The following is a 22,572-nucleotide window of genomic DNA, read 5'->3' as shown; positions in this document are numbered from 1 at the left end:
ACTGGCCCGCGTTCTATTAAAGTCTGCGTCAGGAATTTAATAGGGACGACCTACGGAAGTCCCGGATTCGTGGCCAATCGGCCCATTGCCATGTTGGATCGCGCGCGCAGAAATCAATAAACGCCTACTTAGCGGTCTAAAACAATCACTACTTCCCATGACGGATGTAATCGCCCATCCGTTCGACCTGTCGGTGTAGCACCGGTGACCAGGGAAAGCCCGTGTTAATGCGGATGTAATTTCGGAAGGCGCCGCTGGGGGAAAAGATCGGCCCTGGGGCGAATTGGATTCCTTCGTCACTCAGCGTGTGATACATCTGCATCGCGTCGACATGGCGAGGCATTTCAATCCACAAAACGTGGCCACCCAACGGTCGAGATGCACGAACGCCGGAGGGGAAACAATTGCGGACCGCACGTAAGGCGTCGTCCATTTGCTCGGCAAACGAAGCTCGGACTTTTCGCAAGTGGCGATCGTAGGCGCCTGTCTCGAGAATCTCGGCGGCGACCAATTGAGGCGCGACCGACGTGCATTGATTGACCACCAGCTTCATGAGCTGGAACTGTTGCAGATAACGTCCAGGGATCGACCAACCGAGGCGGAGGCCAGGGGAAAGAGTCTTGCTGAACGAACCGCAGTACAGCACACGCCCCTCGGTATCGAATGCTTTGACCGCCCGAGACCTAGGCGAACGGAACGACAGATCGCCGTAGACATCGTCTTCGACCAACGGCACCTGGTAACGATTTAAGATCTCGACCAACCGCTCTTTATTTTCCTCCGGCATCAAACTACCGGTTGGGTTGGAGAAGTTCGAGACGATCGCACAGGCGGCGATATCGTACTTTCCGAGTACATGGTCCAAGTGATCGAGCTGGATGCCTGTTTCCGGATCGCAGGCCACTTCCACCGCTTTTAGCCCCAGTGATTGAAGCACTTCGAGCAGAGCATAGTAGGCGGGCGACTCGATCGCCACGATACTGCCGGGAGGGGCAACGCATTTGATCGACAAATAAACGGCTTCTTTCGCGCCGCTGGTAATCACGATGTCGTCAGGGCTGACCACATAGCCCGCTTCGGTGCCACGTTTGGCAATCGACTTTCGCAGCGTTTCATGCCCAGGAACCCCGTCGTAGCCAAAACACGCGTCGGGAAGCTCGCGCATCACTTTCTGGTACGAGCGATTGAGCACTTGCAGCGGCATCAATTGCGTTGACTGCACCGCGGCACCCAGCGTTGGCTGAGCCCCCGATCCAATCGCGGCGTTCATGCGGGTCGGAATGTTGGTCTGAATAACACAGGCTTCGCCGTTGGGATTCGTCGTGGAAAGCTTCGGCAGTTCCTCCGCAGGTCGACGAACGTAATGGCCAGATTGCGGGCGAACTTCGATCACGCGCCAGTCTTCCAGCAAGGCGAGTGCTGACTTCGCTGTATTTAAGCTAACCCGATGTTCTTCGCTGAGGCGCCGAATGGACGGCAACTTCTCGCCCGGGGTAAACGCCCCCGATTGCACCAAGCGACGGATCTTGTCCGCCAACTGGTAGTAGAGCGTGCTCTCGTCGCCCGACGTCGATTTGCTGCTGTTGGAAGCCATTTTCAACTGTCACCCATGTTCATCACGAAATCTGCCACAGGCCTGGCTCGGGGCACTTCTGTAACCACGAACAAACCGACAATGCAAAACTGTGACCACCCTTATCGTAGTTGTAGACTGCTCCCAACCGCAAGTGTTATCACCCAATTAACTCAAACAAGGACTGTAACCATCATGGCAATTGCGACGAACCTGGGATTTCCACGAATGGGAGCCAACCGCGAGCTCAAGCGACTGCTGGAGCGATACTGGCAGGGCAAAATTGGTGCAGAAGCCCTCAATGAAGGGGCCGCTGAAGTCCGCGCCACGAATTGGCAATGGCAAGCGGAAGCAGGGATTACGCAGGTTCCTGTCGGTGACTTTTCGCTCTACGACCATGTGCTCGACTGGGCAATTCGGGTCGGAGCGGTCCCCGCCGCTTATCGAACCGCGAAATTGGTCAGCCATCTCGATCGCTACTTCGCCATGGCACGGGGATCGCAACAAGGTGTTGATTTGCCGGCGATGGAGATGACGAAGTGGTTTAACACCAACTATCACTACATTGTGCCGGAGTGGTCCACCGACCAGGAATTCCACTTGGACGCCGAGTCGTTCCTGAAGCAGGTGATCGCCGCTCAGCAGATTTCAGCAGACGCACGGCCTGTTGTGTTAGGGCCAGTTAGTTTGCTTTTGCTGGGAAAACTGAAGGGATCGAACGAATCGCCGCTGGTGCTGCTCGACCGTTTGTTGCCGGTGTACGAAGGCTTGCTTCAGCAACTAAGCGAAGCAGGATGCACGTGGGTGCAATGGGACGAGCCTGTCTTAGCCCTCGATTTAGACGACGAAGCGAAACAGGCTTTGCGGCACAGTCTGAACGTGTTGAGTGGTTCGTTCGGCAAATCGCAGTTGGTCCTGACTAGCTACTTCGAGTCGTTGCGCGAGAACTTGCCGTTGGCCTTTGAACTTCCCGTTGCCGCCGTCCATTTGGACTTGGTCTGCGGCCCAGAGCAATTACGTGAAGCACTTCAGCATGTTCGTGAAGATCAGTTTCTTTCGCTGGGGCTGGTCGATGGACGCAATGTCTGGCGAACGAACTTGACGAAGGCAATCGCATTGGCAGAGTCGGCCGCGGCGGCAATCGGTAGCGAACGGTTGTTCATTGCGGCGAGCTGCTCGCTGCTGCATAGTCCCGTAGACTTAGCGACAGAAACGGAGATCGACAACGAAGTAAAATCATGGTTAGCGTTCGCCCGACAGAAGCTCGACGAGATTGCAACGATTACTAAAGCGATCAACAACGGCCCCGATTCCGTTGCGCCGGCACTGCAGCAGAATGCTGCGGCGATCGAATCGCGACGGTCTTCGATTCGTACCCATAACCCGGCCGTTCGCGATCGCGTGGCCGCTGTTTCGCCTGAGAGTTTGCGTCGCCAAAGTAACTATGAGAAGCGGCAATCTCGGCAGCGAGATCGCTTGAAGTTGCCACTATTTCCAACCACCACGATAGGTTCGTTCCCACAAACCGGAGCCGTTCGTCAAGCTCGAGCTGCGTTTCGCAAAGGGGAACTTTCCGCTGAAGAATACCGCCAGTTTCTGCAAAGCGAGACGGAAGTGTGCATTCGTCGACAAGAATCGCTAGGGCTCGACGTGCTGGTGCATGGCGAGTTTGAACGGAACGACATGGTCGAATACTTCGGCGAGCAGTTAGAAGGATTCGCCGTTTCGAAGAACGGGTGGGTGCAAAGCTACGGATCGCGTTGTGTGAAGCCTCCCATCATCTTTGGGGATGTCGATCGATTGACGCCGATGACTGTTCCGATGGCCGCATACGCCCAATCGCTAACCGATCGACCGGTGAAGGGCATGCTGACAGGCCCAGTAACGATTTTGTGCTGGTCGTTTGTGCGAGACGATCAACCTCGGCAAGAAACCTGTCAGCAAGTTGCGTTAGCGATTCGAGAGGAAGCGATCGACTTGGAACGCGCCGGCATCGGCGTGATCCAGATTGACGAGCCAGCCCTCAGGGAAGGATTGCCGCTACGGAAGTTTGATCAACCAGGCTACTTGGCGTGGGCGGTGGACGCGTTTCGCCTGGCATCGAGTGGGGTTAAAGACGAAACGCAGATTCACACACACATGTGCTACTGCGAGTTCAACGAGATCTTGCCGTCGATCGCGGCCCTCGATGCCGATGTCATTTCGATTGAAACCAGCCGATCGCAGATGGAACTTCTGGAGGGATTCGTGGAATTTCGTTATCCAAATGAAATCGGACCAGGTGTCTACGATATCCACTCGCCCCGCGTTCCTTCCTCGCGCGAAATGGTCGGCCTGCTGAGCAAGGCAGTCGATGTGATTCCTGCCCGGCGGCTGTGGGTGAACCCCGATTGTGGCTTAAAAACCCGCGGCTGGCCCGAAGTCGAGGCGGCCCTGAGTGCGATGGTCGAGGCCGCTCAGGAGGTGCGTTCTTTGCTGGCTTAGGGAGGCGACTGGTGTGCCCGCGGAGAATTTTTTCTGCGGGCATACCACTTTTCTTTGGGGGTAACCGTTGAAATACTCGGGATATCGTGTCAAATTAGAGAAATCTCGCCAGCATTTCCCCACTCCCTCCCCCCTGATCTCACAAGGTCCTTCCTCTATGAAGTTTCCAGGCCTGGAACTCCGCTGTTTTTCCTTATGCGCTGCCCTGATGATCATGGGCATGGTATCGATGACGAGTCTTTCGCAAGCTGAAGAAAAAGAACCATCGGGCAAACTGCGACATGTTGTCGTGTTCAAGTTCAAGGAATCGGCATCCGCAAAGGATATCGAGAAGGTCGAGAAGGCTTTCAGTGCTTTGCCCGAGAAGATTCCGCAAATCAAGGAATACGAGTGGGGCACCAACAATAGCCCGGAGATGCTCGACAAGGGCTTCACGCACTGCTTCCTGGTGACATTCGCCAGCGAGAAGGATCGCGAGATTTACCTGCCACATCCAGAACACAAGAAGTTCGTTTCGATCCTGGGGCCTTACCTGGACGAGGCATTTGTGATCGATTACTGGGCCAAATAGCGCCAGAACGAACGATAATATTCAACAAAGAGCCGCATTGCTTAACAGGGCAGTTGCGGCTCTTTTCATAGAAAAACGGCATGTTAAGGTAACTACGATTCACTTTACATATAAAGTTCTCTCTTTTTTTGCCGGTTGCCGCCAGATCGGGGTTGGACGTGGGGGCTTGGTTTACCTATTCTTTTTTTAGGAACATTAATGTGGATTCTTAGCATTCGATGCCGATACGAACGTCGAATGACCGAATTGCATAGTGGTCATCTAACGGCTTAACCCCAGGTCGCTAACCAACTCCATGAAACCCCGCTGGCTACTTCTGTTGCTGTTGATTCTGGCACTTCTCCTGCCGGGCACACGTCCGCGTTTGGTGAGTGCTATGAATGGCGCCAGTACCAGCAGTTCTGGGGCGCCAGCTGAAAACAGCTCGGAAAGCGAAGGGGAAGAAGAGGAAGTCCGCGAAGGGTTCACCACGTGTCGTCATCGCTTGGCACTCGAAGCCCAGCGTTCGCTCGACAAACGCCCGATTCCTCAAATCACGCGATTCTCGCATCCTAAGCCGCCGGCTCAGTCCATTACGCTGCAAAGCAACAATGGATTCGGCGGGCACATTCTCTGTTAGCTCTGCTAAGACTGCTACGCGCTGGCCGGCCTCGTGATTTCGTTTTGCCTAGCGTTGGTTAGCAGTCTGCTCTGAAGCATTTCCCGGCGGAAGATCCGTTTGTTTTATCGCCGGAACGCTCTCATTTCCCTCCCACTCGTTGCTAAGAAGCTACACGGTTTCGGTTCGACGAGCGGCTTGAACTCAATAAGCAGAATCAACAGAGAAGGTATATCGGTTTTATGCGAGATCTATTTGCAGGCGTAACCCGTTTTCAACAGCGAAAGCACCCAGAGCTACGGAGCAGATTCGAGCAACTGGCGAACGGACAGCAGCCAGATGCGTTGCTTATCACATGCAGCGATTCCCGGGTCGATCCGGCGCTGCTGACGGACTGCCAACCGGGCGAGCTATTTGTAATTCGCAATGCCGGCAACATTGTCGGTCGTCATGGAGAAGCAGACCTGGGGATTGCAGCCACGATCGAATACGCGGTCAAAGCGCTGCGCGTACCCCAGATCATTATTTGTGGCCACACAAGGTGTGGCGCGATGTCCGGACTTCTCAATCCGGAATCGACTTCATCGCTTCCGAATGTGAGTAAGTGGGTCGCCACGGCTGACCATGCCTTGAAAGCTTCCCCCCTCGATCAAGATGCTGATCGCTTGACTCAGGTGATTCGGGCGAACATTCGCTTACAACTCCGTAACCTGATGACCTTCCCTTGTGTCGCCGATGCCGTGGAAGCTCGACGACTGAAGCTGAAGGGATGGCTGTACGACTTCGAGTCAGGAACGGTCGACGTGCTATCGCCCGAAACAGATCGATTCAACAGTCCGGCAAGCTGCACCGTTTAGCCTCATCCTTCATTAACGGATACCAAGCCATGAGATCGAACGAATCGTCAAATGGAACGGCAACGAGTTACTTCTCTGGTGCCTTTCGGAAAGACTTTGTTTCCTCGATCGTTGTCTTCCTCGTCGCACTTCCGCTTTGTATCGGAATCGCGGTGGCGGTGGGCGTAAACCCTGCTCGGGCTCTGATTACGGGAATCATTGGTGGCTTGGTTGTCGGGTTCTTTTCGGGATCTCCCTTACAAGTCAGCGGCCCGGCGGCTGGCTTGTTCGTCATTGTCGCCGACATTCTGGCCAACCAGAGAGCAAAGTTTCTCACGCTCTACTCAGGCCCGGAAGCCGGCGCTGAATCAAGTGCGGTCACCTACTCCTTGGCCGCACTCGGCTTTGCCGTTCTCTTGGCTGGCGTCATACAGATCGTTGCCGGACGATTGATGATTGGACGTTGGTTTCAAGCGGTATCACCCGCTGTGATTAATGGAATGTTAGCTGGGATCGGAGTGCTGATCATGGTCAGCCAATTCCATGTAATGCTGGACCACGAAGCGTTATGGCACGGTCATAAAGCTCATGGTGGGTTGCAGTACATGGCCACGATTCCTGAAGCGATTTGGAAGTGCTTCACGCCAGAGGAAGCCGGTCACGTCCATCACTTGGCCGCGGCTATTGGGATGGTGACCATCGTCACAATGCTGCTCTGGCAATCGCTCGCACCGAAGAAGATGCAATTGATTCCCGCTGCTTTGCTGGGGATCGTTATGGCAACGATCGTCGCGCTCGTTTGGAATTTTCCACTCAAGCAGTTAAATGTCCCGCAGAATCTCCTGGAAGAGGTTTCGCTGCTCAATTCAACGCCGGAGTGGAAGGCGATCTTAACTGATTCTTCGTTGTACATCTCGGCCCTGGTGATCGCCCTGGTCGCCAGTGCCGAGACTTTGTTGTGTGCGACGGCGATCGACAAAATGAAGCAAGGGCACAAGACCAATCATGACAAGGAACTAACCGCCCAAGGCATCGGCAACGTTCTGTGCGGTTTGGTTGGTGCGTTGCCAATGACTGGCGTGATTGTTCGTAGTTCGGCCAATGTTAATGCCGGCGGTCAGACGCGAGGCGCTACCATTATGCATGGGGCCTGGCTGCTGCTGTTCATTGTGCTGCTTCCTTCCATCTTGACGATGGTTCCCAAAGCGGCTTTGGGCGCCTTGTTAGTATTCACCGGCTTCAAGTTGCTGAACATCAAGCAAATCAAAGAGCTCTACAAGACAAGCTGGTCTGAATTCGCCATCTATGCGACGACGGTCGCGTTGATTGTCAGTTTCGACCTGCTGGTCGGGGTTGTCGCTGGGATTGTCCTGTCGGCTGTGAAGTTGCTGGTGACGTTCACACGATTTGAGGCCGACTTAGTGGTGAATGATGAAGAGAGTACTGCCGAACTCAGCTTGAACGGTGCCGCCACCTTCTTGAGGTTGCCGGTTCTGGCAGCCCGACTGGAAGAGATTCCGGAGGACGTTGCTTTGCATGTTGATCTGACGAATCTTTCCTACATCGACCACGCGTGTTTCGAGACCTTGATTGACTGGGCCAAGCAACACGAGAAGTCGGGAGGTGAACTGACGATTGATTGGAACCTGCTGCACGGCAAGTTTCAAAAGGAAGTTGATATCCGCGGTACAAACGGAGTTCCCTCCCCCCACGCGCGTAGTGGCCTGACTTCGGGGAAGACGATCCCAGTCAAATCGGGGGCAATTGCGTCATAGCCGATACAATCGTTTTGAGTAGCAATTGTGAGATGCCGCACACTGGTTAAGACTCTGTAAATATCTCACAGTTTTGGCTAAACAATAGCCAGAAGATAGACGTTAATCCGTCCGTTTGAGCGGAATGTTTGGGACGATCATAAGCGATTTCTCATTCGCGCGGGGAAAATCGTCAGCATCGCTAGCAACAGATAAACCGATTCTAACGGTTATTCAGTGCGATTCTCGCGGCTGCACTCTCTTTGACGATTCTTCCGGTTCTCGCAGTTAGCAAAAGTCTCCCGGTGGATTTAGATCTACTGGTATGCCTGGAATCGATCTGCGACCAGTAACAGCGGTGACGATTATCGCAATGCAACGGCATTCGTTCCTTTAGCTCAGGATGAGCGTTACCGCTGACATATGGATACCCCAGCAATGAAGACGAGTTGGACTTGCCGCGCTCTTGGCATTTTCCTCGGTGCCTTAGCGCCGACGATTAGCTACGCGCAAGAACCCTTTTACAACGCGCCAAATGCAGGTTACGGACAACCTGTGTTTGAGCAACCATCAGCAAACACCCAAGGCACCCCGAACTACTTCGCCGATGATGTTGCCCCACAGCATTTGCCAGAAGTTTACGGTCCGGGCGAAACGGTGTCTGCGGCCTCTTACTACAATCTGCTCGATCGCGTTGAAGCGTTAGAAGCTGACAAGGCCGAAGATGCCTGCAAGGAAGTCGAAATCCTTAGCAAGCCGACGCAAAAGTGGTCGGGGCGTGTTCACTTCGACTATTGGCACTTCCCCGATGAATCGGCATTGCCGAACTTCCTCGATACGGGCAACGCCGCCACTAGCCCTCCTGACTTCATTGGTTTCCGTCGTTTGCGATACGGTGTGTCAGGCGACATTAATGAAACCATGAACTATAAGATCGAGATGGAATTCGCATCGCCAGATTCCCTGGCCTTTAAAGATGCCTATCTCGGTTGGACGGAATTGCCTTGGCTGCACACGGTGCTGCTGGGTAACCAGAAGCGACCTTACGGTTTGGATCACTTGAATTCCAGCCGTTACAACGTCTTCATGGAACGTCCGTTCGTGATTGAAGCATTCAATCAAGATGCTCGACGTTTAGGTCTGCAATCGTACGGTGTTTCGGACAACGAAGCATGGAACTGGCGATTTGGTACGTTCGCCATGCAAGACCTCTCGAAGCCTGGTCATCAATACGCCGACAACTACCAGTCGGAAATCGCCGGTCGTCTGGCCAACACCATCTGGTACGACGAAACCTCCGGTGGTCGTGGTTATGCTCACTGGGCCGTTTCAGGCTCGGCAGCTTTCCCCAGCGGTGGCGGCACGGATCGCTTCCGGACTCGCCCTGAATCGCGTACCGACGGTAAGTGGTTCGATACCGGCGTGCTGGGTGCCTCGAACTACCAACTGCTCGGGTTGGAAAGCGTGATCAACGTCGGTGCACTTAGCATCGTCGGTGAATACCAAACGGTTCACGCCAATCGTACGGCTGCTCCAAATACTAACTTCGGTGGTGGTTACGTCTATGTCGCTTACTGGCTGACCGGCGAGTACACCCCATGGGAACGCGATTCCGGTACCCTGGGTCGCACCAAGCCGCTGGAAAACTTTTGGCTGGTCAACCGCTGTGATGGCTGCCGCAGCTACGGCTGGGGTGCCTGGCAGATTGCTGCTCGTTACTCCTATTGCGACTTCACCGACCAAGACGTCTTCGGTGGTGTTGGTGAGAGTGCCACGTTGGGCGTGAATTGGTGGTGGAACTCGCATGCTCGCGTGCAGTTCAACTACATCAACGGTCGGATCTCTGATCGCGTTGTCGCCGGAGCACCATCCACCGCCGGTTGGTACGACGCCCTCGGCTTGCGATTCATGGTCGACTTCTAAACCGAATCGGTCGTCCGCTTGTCGGACATTGCCAACACGGCTTGTCGGAAGCTTTCCCCAAGCCGCCGGAAATGCAAAATACCAGATCAATTAAACTATATTCGGAGCTATCTCCATGAACCGTTATCTTGCCCTGTTGGGGCTCCTTCTGCTGGTCTACGGCAGCGGATGCTGCACGACTCGCTGCTGCACGCCAACGTGCTGCTCGTCGTGTGGAAAGACCTGCTCGCCCGAAATCAAGGAAACCGAAACAGCACACAACTGCTACGCCGACAAGTGCAAAGACGTGTGCATTCCCGCCGTTCGCTTCCCTTGGGAAAGCTGCTGCGATCCACTTCGCTGTGGCAAAGTTCGCTCGGTCAAAGTGCTGACCAAGTGGGAATACAAATGCCCAGATTGCGAAGTCCAATGGAACGTTGTTAACTCCGGTTGCTGCGGTAATGGAAGTTGCAACGGTAGCTGCGGCGGTAATTGCGGCATCGCTTGCGGTAGCGACATGTCGAGTGGCGTGATCTCCTCGCCAACGCCAACCGAAGCGCCACAACCAATGCCACCAGTCGTTACGCCAGACGACGCCGCGCCCTCGGAAGTTCCTCCAATGCCACCAATGGTGATCCAGCAAACCCAGTTTTCGACGCCAGCCATCTAACGAGTCTCCCTCCAACTAGACTCAGAGGAATTCCGTTCTGCCCTTGGAGACCATCCCATCTCCAAGGGCTTTTTTCGTTCGAAGAACCAGGCTAACGCCAGCCTCTTCTCAAACTCGCAAACTGAGTAAAATAGCTCGCCATGAGCGAAAACATTATCCCCATTGATTCCCCCCAAGATCCGCGACTAGTACGGTATCAACGCGAGTTCGAGCGTAAGAGTCACATGCGTGATGGCTACTTCGTCGCTGAAAGCCAGTTCCTGGTACAGCGACTGCTCGATAGTGACTTCGAAATTGATTCGATCGTGGTCGACGGGGTGGAAAAGATTCCTCAATTGCCGGATCACCGACAAGGAACGCTTCCGATCTATGTCCTTTCGCGTGACGCCATTAAGGTACTAGCCGGGTACAACTTTCATCGCGGGATCATGGTTTGCGGAAAGCGGTCGCCACGGCCTTCCATCGATCATGTCCTGCCGATTGATCATTCCCCCAAACTAACCGTTCTGGCTGCTTCGATGATTGGTGACTTCGAGAACCTAGGAGCGATCATACGTACAGCATGTGCCTTTGGTGCCGATGCCATATTGCTCGACGATGGCTGTGCTGACCCGTTCTCGCGTCGTAGCCTAAGAGTATCGACCGGGCATGCATTCAAGATCCCGATCGTCGAATCCGAGGACTTTGTCGCCGACCTGGCAAAGCTCAAGTCATTCGGCTTTGAATCGTATGCTACGGTGCTCTCAGAGCAGGCAACGCCCCTCAAGGAAGTTACCCGCGCTGATCGCAGTGTGCTCCTGATGGGGAACGAGGGATATGGCCTCGAGGAAGGTACACTTACGCATTGTGATCATCAGATTACCCTGCCGATGCAGCGTGGTAGTGACTCACTCAACGTGGCAATGGCCACTGGAATCTTCCTGTATCACTTTTGCTACTTGCAATCGTAACTTACCAGCGGACGATTTCACCCGACATGATTTCCCGCTGGCCAGACGAGGTTTGCACCAACAGTGCTCCATTGGCATCAATGCCGTGACATTCGCCGATGATCTGCTGCCCGCCTTGCACGGTCTCAACCTGGCGTCCCGTCAACAAACAATGGTCGCGCCAGTATTCCAAAAGCGGTTCGACGGACACAGCATTGGTTGTGCAAAGCTGGCGAAAGCGAACCAGAAACTCGAGCAGAATCTCCGGCAGAAAGTGCTGCTGATGTGTCACATCGGTCAGCGCGATCGCTCGTTGCTGCACCTCTTGCGGTGCGTGCTCTAGCGAGTTGTTGACATTGACGCCCACGCCCAGGCACAACACCGGATCGGTTAGTTCTCGTTTTTCCACGAGAATTCCACACACCTTTCGCCCAGCCAGATAAACGTCGTTCGGCCATTTGACCTTGAGAAGGTCAGGAGCCGCATAGGTTTCCAATGTCTGGCACATCGCTACGCCGGCGATCAGCGAGATGCGCGGCCAGATGATCGGCTCGATAGGAATATCCGCTTTGGATAACAGGGCGGAAAACGTGAGCGCACCGTCACCGGCAAACCAACTTCGAGATCCCCTACCCCGCCCTTTGGTTTGTTGCCGGGCGACGAACAACGCCGGCATACGATTGCGGAACGACTCCATGTTCGCCAGTGCATGATCGCTGGTCGAAGACAATTCGTCAAAGACCTCAACGCAAGCGAAATGTGCCTGACGTTCGATTTCAATTCGGGCAAGCTCAGGAAACCAGTCGCTCATCGCCTATGCCAACTTGATCATCAAGTCGCCCGCTTCCACCTGGCTGCCAGGTTTGACCAACACCTGATCAACGGTCCCTTCGACTTCGGCATAGACGGTCGTTTCCATTTTCATCGCTTCCAAGGAAAGGAGTTTTTGCCCTTTGGCAACCTTTTCGCCTGGTTCGACGGCAATCGTGACAACCATTCCGGGCATCGACGAACCTATCTGCTTGGGATCGTCGGCATCGGCCTTTTGTCGTTTCGGCACGTCCGATTCGAGCGATTGATCGATAACACTCACTTCACGAGGTTGTCCGTTCAATTCGAAGAAGACAACGCGTGATCCATCGGGGTGAGGGTCGCTAATGGTCAGGAATTTTACGATCAGCGTCTTACCTGTTTCGATGTCGACAGCCAGTTCTTCCCCTGGTTCTTGACCATAGAAGAAGACGGGCGTCGGCAAACCGCTTACATCACCGTAGCTCAATTCGTGCTTGGCGAAGTCTTCGTACACTTTCGGGTAGAGGAGATACGAAACCACCTCGCTTCGTTTCGGTTTGCGACCGAGAAACTTCTCGACTTTCGTTTCCGCATCAGCAAAGTCGGCAGGCTCGAAGCTCTCGCCCGGACGCGTAGTGAGAATAGCTTCATCCCTCATTACCCGCTTTTGCAGAGCTTCTGGAAAACCTCCTGGGGGTTGCCCCATACGGCCACCGAGCAGGTCTTTAACGGAAGCCGGGAATGCCAATTCTCGATCGGGATTCAGCACGTCAGTCGGTGTCAGTTCGTTGGCAACCATAAACAACGCCATGTCGCCGACCGCCTTCGACGTGGGTGTCACCTTCACGATGTCCCCCAGCATGTCGTTGACCTGAGCATAGATCTCGCAGATTTGGGCCCATTGATCGGACAGTCCCAATGCGTGAGCTTGCTGGAACAAGTTGGTGTACTGACCGCCAGGCATTTCATGACGATAAAGGTCGGCCGTCGCCGGTAGAACCGTGCTTTCAAACGGCGTATAAAACTCTCGCACGGAACGCCAGTATTCAGCGATCTCATCAATCGAGGCCGTCTTCAGGTCACTCTCCTGCGGCGTGCCTCGCAGCATTTCAACCACGGTATTCAAGTTCGGCTGCGAAGTGCCGCCCGACAGCGGGGCCATGGCGGCGTCGGCAATATCGAGCCCGACTTCCGCACCTTCCAAGATCGACGCTGCCTGAATGCCAGCCGTATCGTGGGTATGGAAGTGAATCGGCAAACCGATCTCTTCTCGAAGTGTTTTGATCAACTTACGAGCAGCCGTCGGCTTGCAGAGACCGGCCATGTCTTTGATCGCCAGGAAGTGAGCTCCCATCGACTCCAGCTGCTTCGCTAAGTCGACGTAGTACTTCAGGTCGTACTTATCACGCTTCAGGTTGCTAATATCGCCCGTGTAGCAGATTGACGCTTCACAGATTCCCCCTGCGGCGATCACTGCTTCCATCGCCACTTTCATGTTCGGCACCCAATTAAGGGCATCGAACACGCGGAACACATCCATTCCGGCCTGAGCGGCTTCCTCGACGAACGCGACAACGACGTTGTCTGGATAGTTGGTGTAACCAACCGCGTTCGAGGCCCGCAGAAGCATCTGGAATAAGATATTCGGAATCTGTTCGCGCATGTCAGCGAGTCGCTGCCAGGGTGATTCCTTCAGGAATCGCATCGTTGTATCGAACGTCGCTCCACCCCACATCTCTAGAGAGAACATCTCGGGGCAATTACGGGCATATGCCTCGGAGATGTTCAGCAAGTCCTTCGTGCGGACACGTGTGGCCAGCAGACTTTGGTGCGCATCACGGAAGGTCGTATCGGTGAACAGCAATTGCTTCTGATCGCGAACCCACTGGGCGAACTTCTCGACGCCCAGTTCCTTGAAACGATCACGTGAACCTTTGGGGTTTGGCTGATCGGCGATAAGTGCCGGTGTCGGTGCTGGATCGCGACGTTTAGAAATCACGCGATCTTTGACCAGCGGATTTCCATTCACGGCGACATCACCCAGAAATTTCAACAGCTTGGTCGCACGGTCGCGACGTGGTGTGAACTCGAGCAACTCGGGCGTTTCGTCGATGAAACGTGTCGTACAGGTTCCTTCGATGAACGTGGGATGATTCATGACACGAATCAGGAACGGAATGTTCGTTTTCACACCTCGAACTCGGAACTCTTGCAGCACACGATTCATACGCCGGGCCGCATCAACGAATCGACGACCGCGCGCCGTCACTTTGACCAGCAGAGAGTCGTAATAGGGGTGAACGACCGCTCCACTGAACGCACTGCCGGCATCCAGTCGCACGCCCATTCCAGCGCCGCTGCGATAATGCGTAACGCGGCCATAATCGGGTAGGAATTTATTGGAGGGATCCTCCGTGGTCACCCGGCACTGCAGCGCGAAGCCAAAGGGCACGACTGATTCCTGTGTAGGAATGCCGATCTCAGGATGATCGAGCGAATCCCCTTGGGCGACCAGAATCTGGGCTTTGACCAAGTCGATGCCGGTGATCTCTTCGGTGACGGTATGCTCAACTTGAATACGTGGGTTCACTTCAATGAAGTAGTACTCGCCGGTGTCAGCGTCGACCAGAAACTCGACGGTTCCCGCCGCGTAGTAGCCGACCGCTTGGCCGATCGCTACCGCGGCATCACACAAGCCTTGGCGAGTCTTTGGATCGAGATTGGGGGCCGGTGCGATTTCGACCACCTTCTGATGACGACGCTGCACGCTGCAATCACGCTCGTAAAGGTGAACCAGATTACCTTGGCGATCCCCTAACAACTGGACTTCGATATGACGGGCCCGTTGAATGAATTTCTCAATGAAGATATCGGGGCTGCCGAACGCATTGAGCGATTCTCGCTGTGCTTCATTGAAAGCAGCCTCGAACTCTTCCGCCGAGCGGACCACACGCATGCCACGGCCACCACCGCCCTTGGCCGCTTTTAAGATGATCGGAAAGCCCATCTTCTCGGCGAGTTCGCGGCCGGCCTTGGCGTTCTCGATTGCGGCATCACTTCCGCCCAGGATCGGGACGCCTGCCTTTTTGGCGACACTACGCGCGGCAGTCTTATCCCCCAGCATCTCCAGACATTGTTTCGAAGGGCCAACGAATACGATACCGTTCTTCTCGCAGGCATCGGCCAAGTCAGGGTTCTCCGACATGAAACCGTAGCCGGGATGGATGGCGTCGATGCCATGTTCCTGGCAAAGGCGGATCACTCCGGGGATGTCGAGATAAGCGCGAACCGGTTCTCCTTGCTGACCAATCAAGTAGGCTTCGTCAGCTTTGAATCGATGGAGGGCAAATCGATCTTCATATGAATACATCCCCACGGTGCGAATTCCGAGTTCGTGGGCACTTCGGAAGATGCGAATGGCGATTTCACTACGGTTGGTAACGAGAAGCTTCGAGATTTTTTTCATGGTTGGCCGTCGTGTCCGTGACGAATCCCCAAGACCAGGGGAGTCGGCTAGAGAATCATGATGTGAGGTGAGGCGAACCAGTATACCAGAATCAAGTCACCAACAACGAGCGGAAACCATCCCAGGCAGGTGTTAGAAAGGAAGCGAAACCGTAACGATCCCGACGATTGAACCCGTTGATCCTGTTATTCAATCATCGATGCGAGGTTTCCCCCGCAAGGCGTAAGCGCACCGCATGGGAAATGCCCATCTCGGTAGGCACACCAGAGGGCATTTACCCAATCGTCTCGTTCGTCCAAGAGAAGGTACGTACCAATCAATCCAAAGTCATCGGCGACATACCCACTTAGCTCGGAGTTCTGCGTCAACTTGTAACACCGTAGATAGGCAGCTTCACGAAGTTCGACCAGCGATGGCCGGTCACGAGTATCGATGTCTTCGTCGGAAACCCTAGCGTGGGCCTTGATCCAATCCGAATCGAAAGGCTCGACATCGCGTTTATCGAGTGCCTCGTCGATGTCGATCTCGAACATCGAAGGGACCAGAAGCCGATGAGCGTCAATGTGTTCGATCAACCGCAGAATCGAGTCCATTTCTTTCATCCTTCTTAAAACGACCGGCCGCCTGCGATTAGCATACGCTGCCGCTGCGCATAAAAAAAGAACGAACCCATGGTCCGTTCTTTCGAGGATTATCTTTGCCCTAATTCAGGACTAGATATTGAATCGCGAGATGCTGCCGCTACCTGCGGGTTCAACCGAATCGTCATCGGCGTCAACATCATCGCTCGGCTTTGCACCGGGATCGCGAAATCGGTAACCAACGCCACGGACCGTTTCAATTAGATCAGCAAATTCCGCCATCTTACGGCGAAGTGCTCGCACGTGAACGTCGATTGTACGTTCCATGACCACGGTATCTTCGCCCAACGCGGCATCGATCAACTCGGACCGATCGAACACACGACCTGGCTGACGAGTGAGGGTTTCCAAGAGGCGGAATTCGCTGCGAGTCAGTTGCAAGGGTTTGCCATGAATCGTTGCGCGATGGCGGCGACGATCGATCGTGACACCTTGGCTCGACACTACATCGGCTGCCGGCGTTTCGCCTCCGCGCCGGCGGCGTTCAAGGGCCTTGATCCGCTCGAGGAGGACCTTCACGCTAAACGGCTTGGTGACATAATCATCGGCACCAAGCGAGAAGCCGATCAGTTGGTCAGACTCTTCCGCTTTGGCGGTCAACATCAGCACCATGATATCTTTGGTTGCTGGATCAGCTCTCAGACGGCGGCAAACTTCCAAGCCGTCGACAACCGGCAACATCAGATCGAGAATCACCATGTCAGGCGTCTTTACTTGAGCCTGAGTCAATCCATCCTGACCATCGTAGGCGGAGAGCACGTCGTAGCCAGCCTGGCGAACGTTGTAAGCCAACACATCGGCCAGGGCTCGGTCGTCTTCGACAATCAGAATCTTCATGCGGGCCATTTTCTTGGTCCAATTTAAAAGCTAAATGGGAAGTTAACCATTGGCAAAGGGACTGTTCGCGCCACCCGAAAAACGGTGCCGCACGATCGTTCCTTCCACCATGTAAATAACGTCGTCAGAGATGTTCGTCGCGTGATCAGAAATACGTTCGATATGCCGACTCGCCGAGAAGCAGTGCAGTGCTGGAACAACCTGGTCAGGCCGCTCGCGCATCGTTCGTTGCAGTTCTTCGATGACTTCACAGTTGAGGCGATCTACGCGTTCGTCGGTCGCACCAACGCGGGCCGCCGCGGCACAGTCCATGTTGACGAACGAATCCAACACGTCCGAAACCATTCCCTTTGCCATGTCGGCCATGCATGCCAACCGTTGCGGGATGACAAACATTGGGTATTCGATCACTGATTTCGCACGTTCGGCCAGGTTAACGGTTAGGTCGGCCATTCTTTCGAGGTCATTGTTGACTTTCAAAACGGTGGCAATCCGTCGCAAGTCAACGGCCACCGGTTGATGAAGGGCGAGGGCTTTCAGGCACTCTTCCTCAATCTGGACTTCTCGCTCGTCAACGATAATATCGATGCCGATGACTTCGTCAGCGATTTGGGCGTTGCGTTCAAAGAGAGCTCGTGTTGCCTTTTCCAGCATCTCTTCCACAATGCCCGACAGCGACAACACCTCGTGGTGAAGGTGGTCTAAGTCGCGTTGGAGGTGGAGAGGCATCGGCTATCAGCTCGTTATCAATCGATTCTGCAGGTTGCAGAGCACGGCCGTCGACTTCCCGTGTCGACGATTGGGTGCTTTTGATAACGCTAATATTAACCGGCGATTGTTAAGACAATGTAAACTGAATTGTTAATTTGTAAGAACGCGGCTCATTTTCAGGCGCACTGTGAACGTCGATCCCTTGTCTACCTGACTTTCGAGCTCAACACTCCCCCCGAATGAGCTGGCAAGATGCTTTACAATTGAGAGCCCCAGGCCGGTCCCCCCCATTTCGCGGGAGCGGGCCTTATCGACACGGAAGAAGCGTTCGAAGATTCGATTCTGGGCTTCCTCAGGAATTCCGATCCCGTGATCTTCGACTGAAATCGCGACCTGATCTCCTTCCGTCTGCCATCGCACGAGGACGTCGCCTGGCTTTCCCGAGTACTTCACAGCGTTATCGACCAGGTTGCCGACAATTGTGCGCAGCCCTTCTTCGTCGGCCCGTACATACACTTCGTCATCCTCCGCCGACTCAACGATCAGGCGAATAGCTTTCGCCGCGGCCTTGTCCCGCAGTGAGTCGACGCACCATTGGGCGATATCGGCGACGTTGACATCGGTGATATCGAACACTTCCTGACCTGCTTCCACGCGGGCGAGCTGTAGCATGTCCATGATCAAATCGTGCAGACGATCGCTCTGGTCGGTGATCTGCCCCAGGAAGTAATCTCGATTCTCTGCATCGTTGACCGCCCCCATGTGGAGCGTCTCAGCGTACGCCCGGATGGCAGCCAGGGGAGTTTTCAATTCGTGAGAGACATTCGCGACAAACTCCCGACGAAGGTTCTCCAAGCGGCGAAGCTCGGTCATATCGTGCAACACCAATACCACGCCTGGACACGGATCGCCGGGCAAACAGTTTGCATGCAAATTCAAGACACGCCGAAATGGAGAATTGACCTCAAACTCAGCCGAGCAAGGTTGGCCACTGGAAAGGGCTTGCTGAACCGATTGATCCAACGCGCGAATGCGAGTGATCTCAATTAACCGCCGGCCTTCGACCTTGTCGGCACGTATTCCAAGCAGCCGGCGAACGGCCTGGTTAGCAAGCAATACCACGCGATCGGCGTTCACGGCGATGACGCCTTCCACCATACTTCCGAGGACAGTTTCAATTCGATTCGCCTGATCGCGAAGATCCGTTTCGCGTTGAGTAACAGCGCCGGACATCGTTTGGAACTCTCGAACCAGCTGGCCCAATTCGTCTTGCGAAGAGTTCCACAGGTTTTTGCGTTCGCCCCTGGTAGCCAGCGTTTTACAAGCGTCGATTAGTTCCACGACGGGATCGAACAAGCGCACTTCCAAAGTGCGTGTAAGAATGATGCCGACCCCAATCGCCCCAACAGCGATGAGCCCCATGACCAGAGTTATCGTGCCGCTAGTGCTTTGCAGCTGTTCAACGGGAAGCCCTGCTCGGACAAATGCGATGGTGTTGCCGTCGTGTTCGACGCGCCGCACGACCATTTGCATCGTGATGTCCTGGTCAGGCAAGAAGCGCTGCGTATAACCGAACTCATCGCGAGAAGCAGCACGAAACTCGCTTTGCTCGCGGAGGTTCTCCATGCGGCGAGGCGGGTTCAATGAATCGGCCAAGACACGACCACCAGCATCGATGATGGTGAGATAGACGCCCGTTTCCGCGGCAGCACTGGCAATGCGTTTCTGAAGTCGCTCTTCGTCGATGTGGCTTTCGGTGCCCTTCTCAAGGACGCTGGATTGAATCAGTTGGACGATCGTCTGCAGCTTCTCGATACGTTCGTGGCGGATCGCTGAATTCCGATCGACTCTGGCCGCCCATGTCATTGCCACGAGAGACACGAAGCTGATCGTGACCACTAACAGCAAGATGTATGTACCAATGCGCGACCGAAGCATGACGTCCCGTTACCAATCGACTTCCCAAATGAGTCATCTTGTATGATAAGCGTAGCGAAGCTTTTCAGCAGGGGTCGGGACCGGGAGATTTGATGAAGATCCGTTCATAAAGTCGTATCCACCGACTTCGGAGTCCCGCAAAGTGTTGAAATCCACGAAAAAGGGCGGTTCCGCCAAGCGGACCGCCCTTCGAGATTGGATGTCATCAGCGAACTTCGCCGGCGAGGCTTAGATCGTGATCGATTCGCCTGGCATCGGAACCACATATGGCGATTGTTCCAGCTGCTTCTTGACGGCTTCCGGATTTGGCTTGACCGGAGCTTCGTCTTCCATGCTGGTCAACTTGTCGAAGTCAGCCAAGGCGATTTCCGAGTTCAAAGCGTCTTGGTACTTCAGAACCTGACCACCCTTACCACTGTGACCACCGGAGTAGGTCGCCATACGACCGAAGATTGCGGTCATCGTGCTGTGGGCACCATATTCCGCTTCATTCGGACGTTCGCCCTTACGTAGGACGGCGAACAGATCATGGTGCTCTTCCTGGTGACCGTTGCGACCACCTTGGCCGTAGCTCCAAACCAAATCGCCCTTGGCATCGTAGATCTTGCCGCCGCTGATGTCGGCATAACCACGCGAACCATGAGCGTGCTCGGAAACACTGTTCCAGCAACCAGGGATGTGGCGGCACGAGCTGAGCATCTTGACGCCGTTCGGATAGGTGAATTCGATCATGTGGTGATCGTAGATTTCACCGTTGTCAGCCCCCTTACGGACCTGACGACCACCCATACCTTCGGCCGATTCCGGCGGACCGTCCATCAACCAGTTGATGACGTCGAGGTTATGGATGTGCTGCTCGACGATATGATCGCCACACAGCCAGTTGAAGTAGTACCAGTTACGCATTTGGTATTCGAGTTCGGTCTGCGAAGCCGTACGGTTACGGGTCCAGACACCGCTCGAATTCCAGTAAGCTCGGCAGAAGATGATATCGCCGATCGCGCCATCCTTCAGGCGATTGATCGTTTCGATGTAGGCCTTTTCGTGGTGACGCTGCAGACCAACCGCGACAGCCAAGTTCTTTTCCTTGGCGATCTTGTTGGCTTCCAACACGCGACGAATACCTGGAGCGTCGGTCGCAACCGGCTTTTCCATGAAGACGTGCTTGCCGGCGTTGACGGCAGTTTCAAAATGGAGCGGACGGAAACCAGGAGCCGTTGCCAGAATCACCAAGTCGATGTCAGAATCGAGAACCTTCTTGTAGGCGTCAAAACCAACAAACTGGCGATCAGCAGGCACGTCGACCTGCTTCGAGTGTCGGCTGGTAAGGGCACGGAGACTTTGCGAGAGGCGATCTTCAAACACGTCGCCCATGGCGACCAATTTGGTTTCGCCTTCGGTGTTCATCGCTTGGTCGGCGGCACCCGTACCACGACCACCGCAACCAACGAGACCGATCTTGATTTGATCGCTACCAAAAGCGTGAGCACTCTGAGCAATGCTCAGCGAACCGGCGATCGCGCCACCGGCGACCAACATCGAGGAACCGGTCTTGATGAAATCGCGTCGCGACGTCTGTGCCGCGTCCGATTTTTTCTTAGATTCTTTCTTGGACATGGATGGAGACTCTCCGTATTCGAGAAATTAGAAAGGGGCAAGGTGGGAATAATCGACGTGCGTGCTACCGTGAGGGTAAGCTTTATAGCATAGCGAAACGAGAAACCGAATTCAATTATTCCCAGCACAGATAAGGGCTTACGTAGAATTTCACGTAGCTCACAGCTATCCATTCCGAGGAGTCGACATGACCAATTGCCGTATCGCCAACACCACTTTTTGGGGGATTTTATTGGCGTCGTTGGGCATGTCGTTCGCAACCGCGAGCGCGGAGGAGAATTCCCTTCTCTCGGTTTCTCAGTTGCACATGGGGACAATGGTCCGCATTATGGCCGACTTTGACGATGCCGAAAATTTCCAAAAAGCCTCCAATGCAGCCTTCGACCGGATTCGTGAGATCGAGCAGATCTGTAGCGATTATCGGAATGATTCGGAGGTATTAATTCTCTCGGCAAAATCTCCGACAGCCAAGCCAATCGCAGTGAGTGACGATCTGTGGTACGTCCTTTCGGAAGCTAAGCGGATCCACCAATTGTCCGGCGGAGCCTTCGATGTAACTGTCGGGCCGTTAACAAAAGAGTGGCGACGTTTCCGCCGCCGCAACCGATTGGACGAAGCGCGTATCGAAGAAGTACGTGGTGCGGTTGGGGCAGACAACTTGAAACTGCTTCCTGATATGCAAGCGGTGAGTCTGACGACGGGCGACATGCGGATAGATCTTGGTGGAATCGCCAAGGGCTACGCTATTGATGCTGCCCTGAAAGTACTTAAAGAACACGGAATCACGCGGGCACTGGTCGATGCCGGGGGTGATGTCGGTGCTTCCGATGCGCCTCGCGGCGAACTGGGCTGGAAGGTTGGCATCGCCGGATTGAATCCGAAGGCCCCGCCCATTCTGATCACACACATCGCTAACAGTGCGGTGGCCACGTCGGGCGACGCGTATCAGTTTTTGGAACATAACGGCAAACGCTACTCCCATGTGCTCGATCCACGCACCGGATATGGTGTGGCTCATCGTGGAACCGTGACGGTCTTCGCTGAAAATGCAACGCTTGCTGACGCCTGGGCGTCGGCGCTAAGCGTACTTGGGCCTTCGAAGGCAGGCGAAGTCTTGGCGGATCAGAAATCGGTGGCGACCTGGATGGAAGTTCTGGTCGACGAAAAACCGACGACCTGGACTAGCAGCAACTTGGGTCACTGGCTGAGTGAGCATCATGCCAGTGAACCCGAAGAGGATTCTGCCCCGTAGT

17 protein-coding genes are annotated in these 22,572 nt (G+C 54.6%); 9 read left to right on the top strand and 8 right to left on the bottom strand.

Translation table 11 applies throughout. The annotated features are described in order from the left end of the window. Positions 1-148 precede the first annotated feature (148 nt). A complete protein-coding gene (locus C5Y83_RS23005; RefSeq protein WP_105332154.1) occupies positions 149-1,594 on the bottom strand; it encodes a PLP-dependent aminotransferase family protein in 1,446 nt (481 codons plus the stop codon). Between the two features lie 174 nt (positions 1,595-1,768). Here C5Y83_RS23005 and metE point away from each other — a divergent pair, with 174 nt between their 5' ends. The 8 genes from metE (at position 1,769) to C5Y83_RS22965 (ending at position 11,338) form a co-directional block, all read left to right on the top strand. Then, positions 1,769-4,057: a 5-methyltetrahydropteroyltriglutamate--homocysteine S-methyltransferase gene (metE, locus tag C5Y83_RS23000; protein WP_105332153.1), complete on the top strand. Its 2,289-nt coding sequence runs from the start codon at positions 1,769-1,771 to the stop codon at positions 4,055-4,057. A 157-nt stretch (positions 4,058-4,214) separates the two neighbouring features. Beyond that, positions 4,215-4,628 carry a Dabb family protein gene (locus tag C5Y83_RS22995; protein ID WP_233207333.1) on the top strand — a complete coding sequence of 138 codons (414 nt, stop codon included), beginning with the start codon at positions 4,215-4,217 and terminating at the stop codon, positions 4,626-4,628. A 295-nt stretch (positions 4,629-4,923) separates the two neighbouring features. After that, positions 4,924-5,247: a hypothetical protein gene (locus tag C5Y83_RS22990; RefSeq protein WP_105332151.1), complete on the top strand. Its 324-nt coding sequence runs from the start codon at positions 4,924-4,926 to the stop codon at positions 5,245-5,247. 221 nt (positions 5,248-5,468) lie between these two features. Then, the gene (locus tag C5Y83_RS22985) at positions 5,469-6,083 is read left to right on the top strand and encodes a carbonic anhydrase (protein WP_105332150.1); all 615 of its coding nucleotides are present in this window, start codon (positions 5,469-5,471) and stop codon (positions 6,081-6,083) included. Between the two features lie 29 nt (positions 6,084-6,112). Continuing rightward, entirely contained in the window at positions 6,113-7,837 is a 1,725-nt protein-coding gene (locus C5Y83_RS22980; protein WP_158262479.1) for a SulP family inorganic anion transporter, read from the top strand. Positions 7,838-8,254: 417 nt separating this feature from the next. Continuing rightward, positions 8,255-9,739, top strand: coding sequence for an OprO/OprP family phosphate-selective porin (locus C5Y83_RS22975; protein WP_233207332.1), 1,485 nt, complete (start codon positions 8,255-8,257; stop codon positions 9,737-9,739). A gap of 115 nt (positions 9,740-9,854) precedes the next feature. After that, positions 9,855-10,388: a hypothetical protein gene (locus tag C5Y83_RS22970; RefSeq protein WP_105332147.1), complete on the top strand. Its 534-nt coding sequence runs from the start codon at positions 9,855-9,857 to the stop codon at positions 10,386-10,388. Between the two features lie 140 nt (positions 10,389-10,528). Then, entirely contained in the window at positions 10,529-11,338 is an 810-nt protein-coding gene (locus C5Y83_RS22965; RefSeq protein ID WP_105332146.1) for a TrmH family RNA methyltransferase, read from the top strand. Between the two features lies 1 nt (position 11,339). On the opposite strand, the gene C5Y83_RS22960 is transcribed toward C5Y83_RS22965, so the two are convergent. The 7 genes from C5Y83_RS22960 to C5Y83_RS22930 all read right to left on the bottom strand — a co-directional run bounded on the left by C5Y83_RS22960 (position 11,340) and on the right by C5Y83_RS22930 (position 21,319). Next, positions 11,340-12,128 (bottom strand): biotin--[acetyl-CoA-carboxylase] ligase, encoded by a 789-nt coding sequence (locus C5Y83_RS22960; RefSeq protein ID WP_105332145.1) that lies wholly within the window; start codon positions 12,126-12,128, stop codon positions 11,340-11,342. A 3-nt stretch (positions 12,129-12,131) separates the two neighbouring features. Next, positions 12,132-15,575 carry a pyruvate carboxylase gene (locus C5Y83_RS22955; RefSeq protein ID WP_105332144.1) on the bottom strand — a complete coding sequence of 1,148 codons (3,444 nt, stop codon included), beginning with the start codon at positions 15,573-15,575 and terminating at the stop codon, positions 12,132-12,134. A gap of 185 nt (positions 15,576-15,760) precedes the next feature. Beyond that, entirely contained in the window at positions 15,761-16,168 is a 408-nt protein-coding gene (locus C5Y83_RS22950) for a hypothetical protein (protein ID WP_105332143.1), read from the bottom strand. Between the two features lie 120 nt (positions 16,169-16,288). Then, the gene (locus tag C5Y83_RS22945; protein ID WP_105332142.1) at positions 16,289-17,062 is read right to left on the bottom strand and encodes a response regulator; all 774 of its coding nucleotides are present in this window, start codon (positions 17,060-17,062) and stop codon (positions 16,289-16,291) included. Positions 17,063-17,095: 33 nt separating this feature from the next. Continuing rightward, the gene (gene phoU, locus C5Y83_RS22940; protein ID WP_105332141.1) at positions 17,096-17,782 is read right to left on the bottom strand and encodes a phosphate signaling complex protein PhoU; all 687 of its coding nucleotides are present in this window, start codon (positions 17,780-17,782) and stop codon (positions 17,096-17,098) included. 132 nt (positions 17,783-17,914) lie between these two features. Next, a complete protein-coding gene (locus tag C5Y83_RS22935) occupies positions 17,915-19,702 on the bottom strand; it encodes an ATP-binding protein (RefSeq protein ID WP_105332140.1) in 1,788 nt (595 codons plus the stop codon). Between the two features lie 228 nt (positions 19,703-19,930). After that, the gene (locus tag C5Y83_RS22930) at positions 19,931-21,319 is read right to left on the bottom strand and encodes a Gfo/Idh/MocA family protein (RefSeq protein ID WP_105332139.1); all 1,389 of its coding nucleotides are present in this window, start codon (positions 21,317-21,319) and stop codon (positions 19,931-19,933) included. Between the two features lie 187 nt (positions 21,320-21,506). Between C5Y83_RS22930 and C5Y83_RS22925 the strand changes: the two genes are divergently transcribed. Then, positions 21,507-22,571, top strand: coding sequence for an FAD:protein FMN transferase (locus C5Y83_RS22925; RefSeq protein ID WP_105332138.1), 1,065 nt, complete (start codon positions 21,507-21,509; stop codon positions 22,569-22,571). Position 22,572: the final 1 nt, after the last annotated feature.

The sequence above is a fragment of the Blastopirellula marina genome (genome assembly GCF_002967765.1).
Lineage (GTDB): Bacteria > Planctomycetota > Planctomycetia > Pirellulales > Pirellulaceae > Bremerella > Bremerella marina_A.
The sequence above is the reverse complement of the archived record's forward strand: the minus strand, read 5'-3'. Positions and strand labels throughout refer to the sequence as shown.

Bases quoted from the DNA above. Each gene is read 5' to 3' on its own strand.
- C5Y83_RS23005 (WP_105332154.1), bottom strand. From the start codon at position 1,594: ATGGCTTCCAACAGCAGCAAATCGACGTCGGGCGACGAGAGCACGCTC.
- metE (WP_105332153.1), top strand. From the start codon at position 1,769: ATGGCAATTGCGACGAACCTGGGATTTCCACGAATGGGAGCCAACCGC.
- C5Y83_RS22995 (WP_233207333.1), top strand. From the start codon at position 4,215: ATGAAGTTTCCAGGCCTGGAACTCCGCTGTTTTTCCTTATGCGCTGCC.
- C5Y83_RS22990 (WP_105332151.1), top strand. From the start codon at position 4,924: ATGAAACCCCGCTGGCTACTTCTGTTGCTGTTGATTCTGGCACTTCTC.
- C5Y83_RS22985 (WP_105332150.1), top strand. From the start codon at position 5,469: ATGCGAGATCTATTTGCAGGCGTAACCCGTTTTCAACAGCGAAAGCAC.
- C5Y83_RS22980 (WP_158262479.1), top strand. From the start codon at position 6,113: ATGAGATCGAACGAATCGTCAAATGGAACGGCAACGAGTTACTTCTCT.
- C5Y83_RS22975 (WP_233207332.1), top strand. From the start codon at position 8,255: ATGAAGACGAGTTGGACTTGCCGCGCTCTTGGCATTTTCCTCGGTGCC.
- C5Y83_RS22970 (WP_105332147.1), top strand. From the start codon at position 9,855: ATGAACCGTTATCTTGCCCTGTTGGGGCTCCTTCTGCTGGTCTACGGC.
- C5Y83_RS22965 (WP_105332146.1), top strand. From the start codon at position 10,529: ATGAGCGAAAACATTATCCCCATTGATTCCCCCCAAGATCCGCGACTA.
- C5Y83_RS22960 (WP_105332145.1), bottom strand. From the start codon at position 12,128: ATGAGCGACTGGTTTCCTGAGCTTGCCCGAATTGAAATCGAACGTCAG.
- C5Y83_RS22955 (WP_105332144.1), bottom strand. From the start codon at position 15,575: ATGAAAAAAATCTCGAAGCTTCTCGTTACCAACCGTAGTGAAATCGCC.
- C5Y83_RS22950 (WP_105332143.1), bottom strand. From the start codon at position 16,168: ATGGACTCGATTCTGCGGTTGATCGAACACATTGACGCTCATCGGCTT.
- C5Y83_RS22945 (WP_105332142.1), bottom strand. From the start codon at position 17,062: ATGGCCCGCATGAAGATTCTGATTGTCGAAGACGACCGAGCCCTGGCC.
- phoU (WP_105332141.1), bottom strand. From the start codon at position 17,782: ATGCCTCTCCACCTCCAACGCGACTTAGACCACCTTCACCACGAGGTG.
- C5Y83_RS22935 (WP_105332140.1), bottom strand. From the start codon at position 19,702: ATGCTTCGGTCGCGCATTGGTACATACATCTTGCTGTTAGTGGTCACG.
- C5Y83_RS22930 (WP_105332139.1), bottom strand. From the start codon at position 21,319: ATGTCCAAGAAAGAATCTAAGAAAAAATCGGACGCGGCACAGACGTCG.
- C5Y83_RS22925 (WP_105332138.1), top strand. From the start codon at position 21,507: ATGACCAATTGCCGTATCGCCAACACCACTTTTTGGGGGATTTTATTG.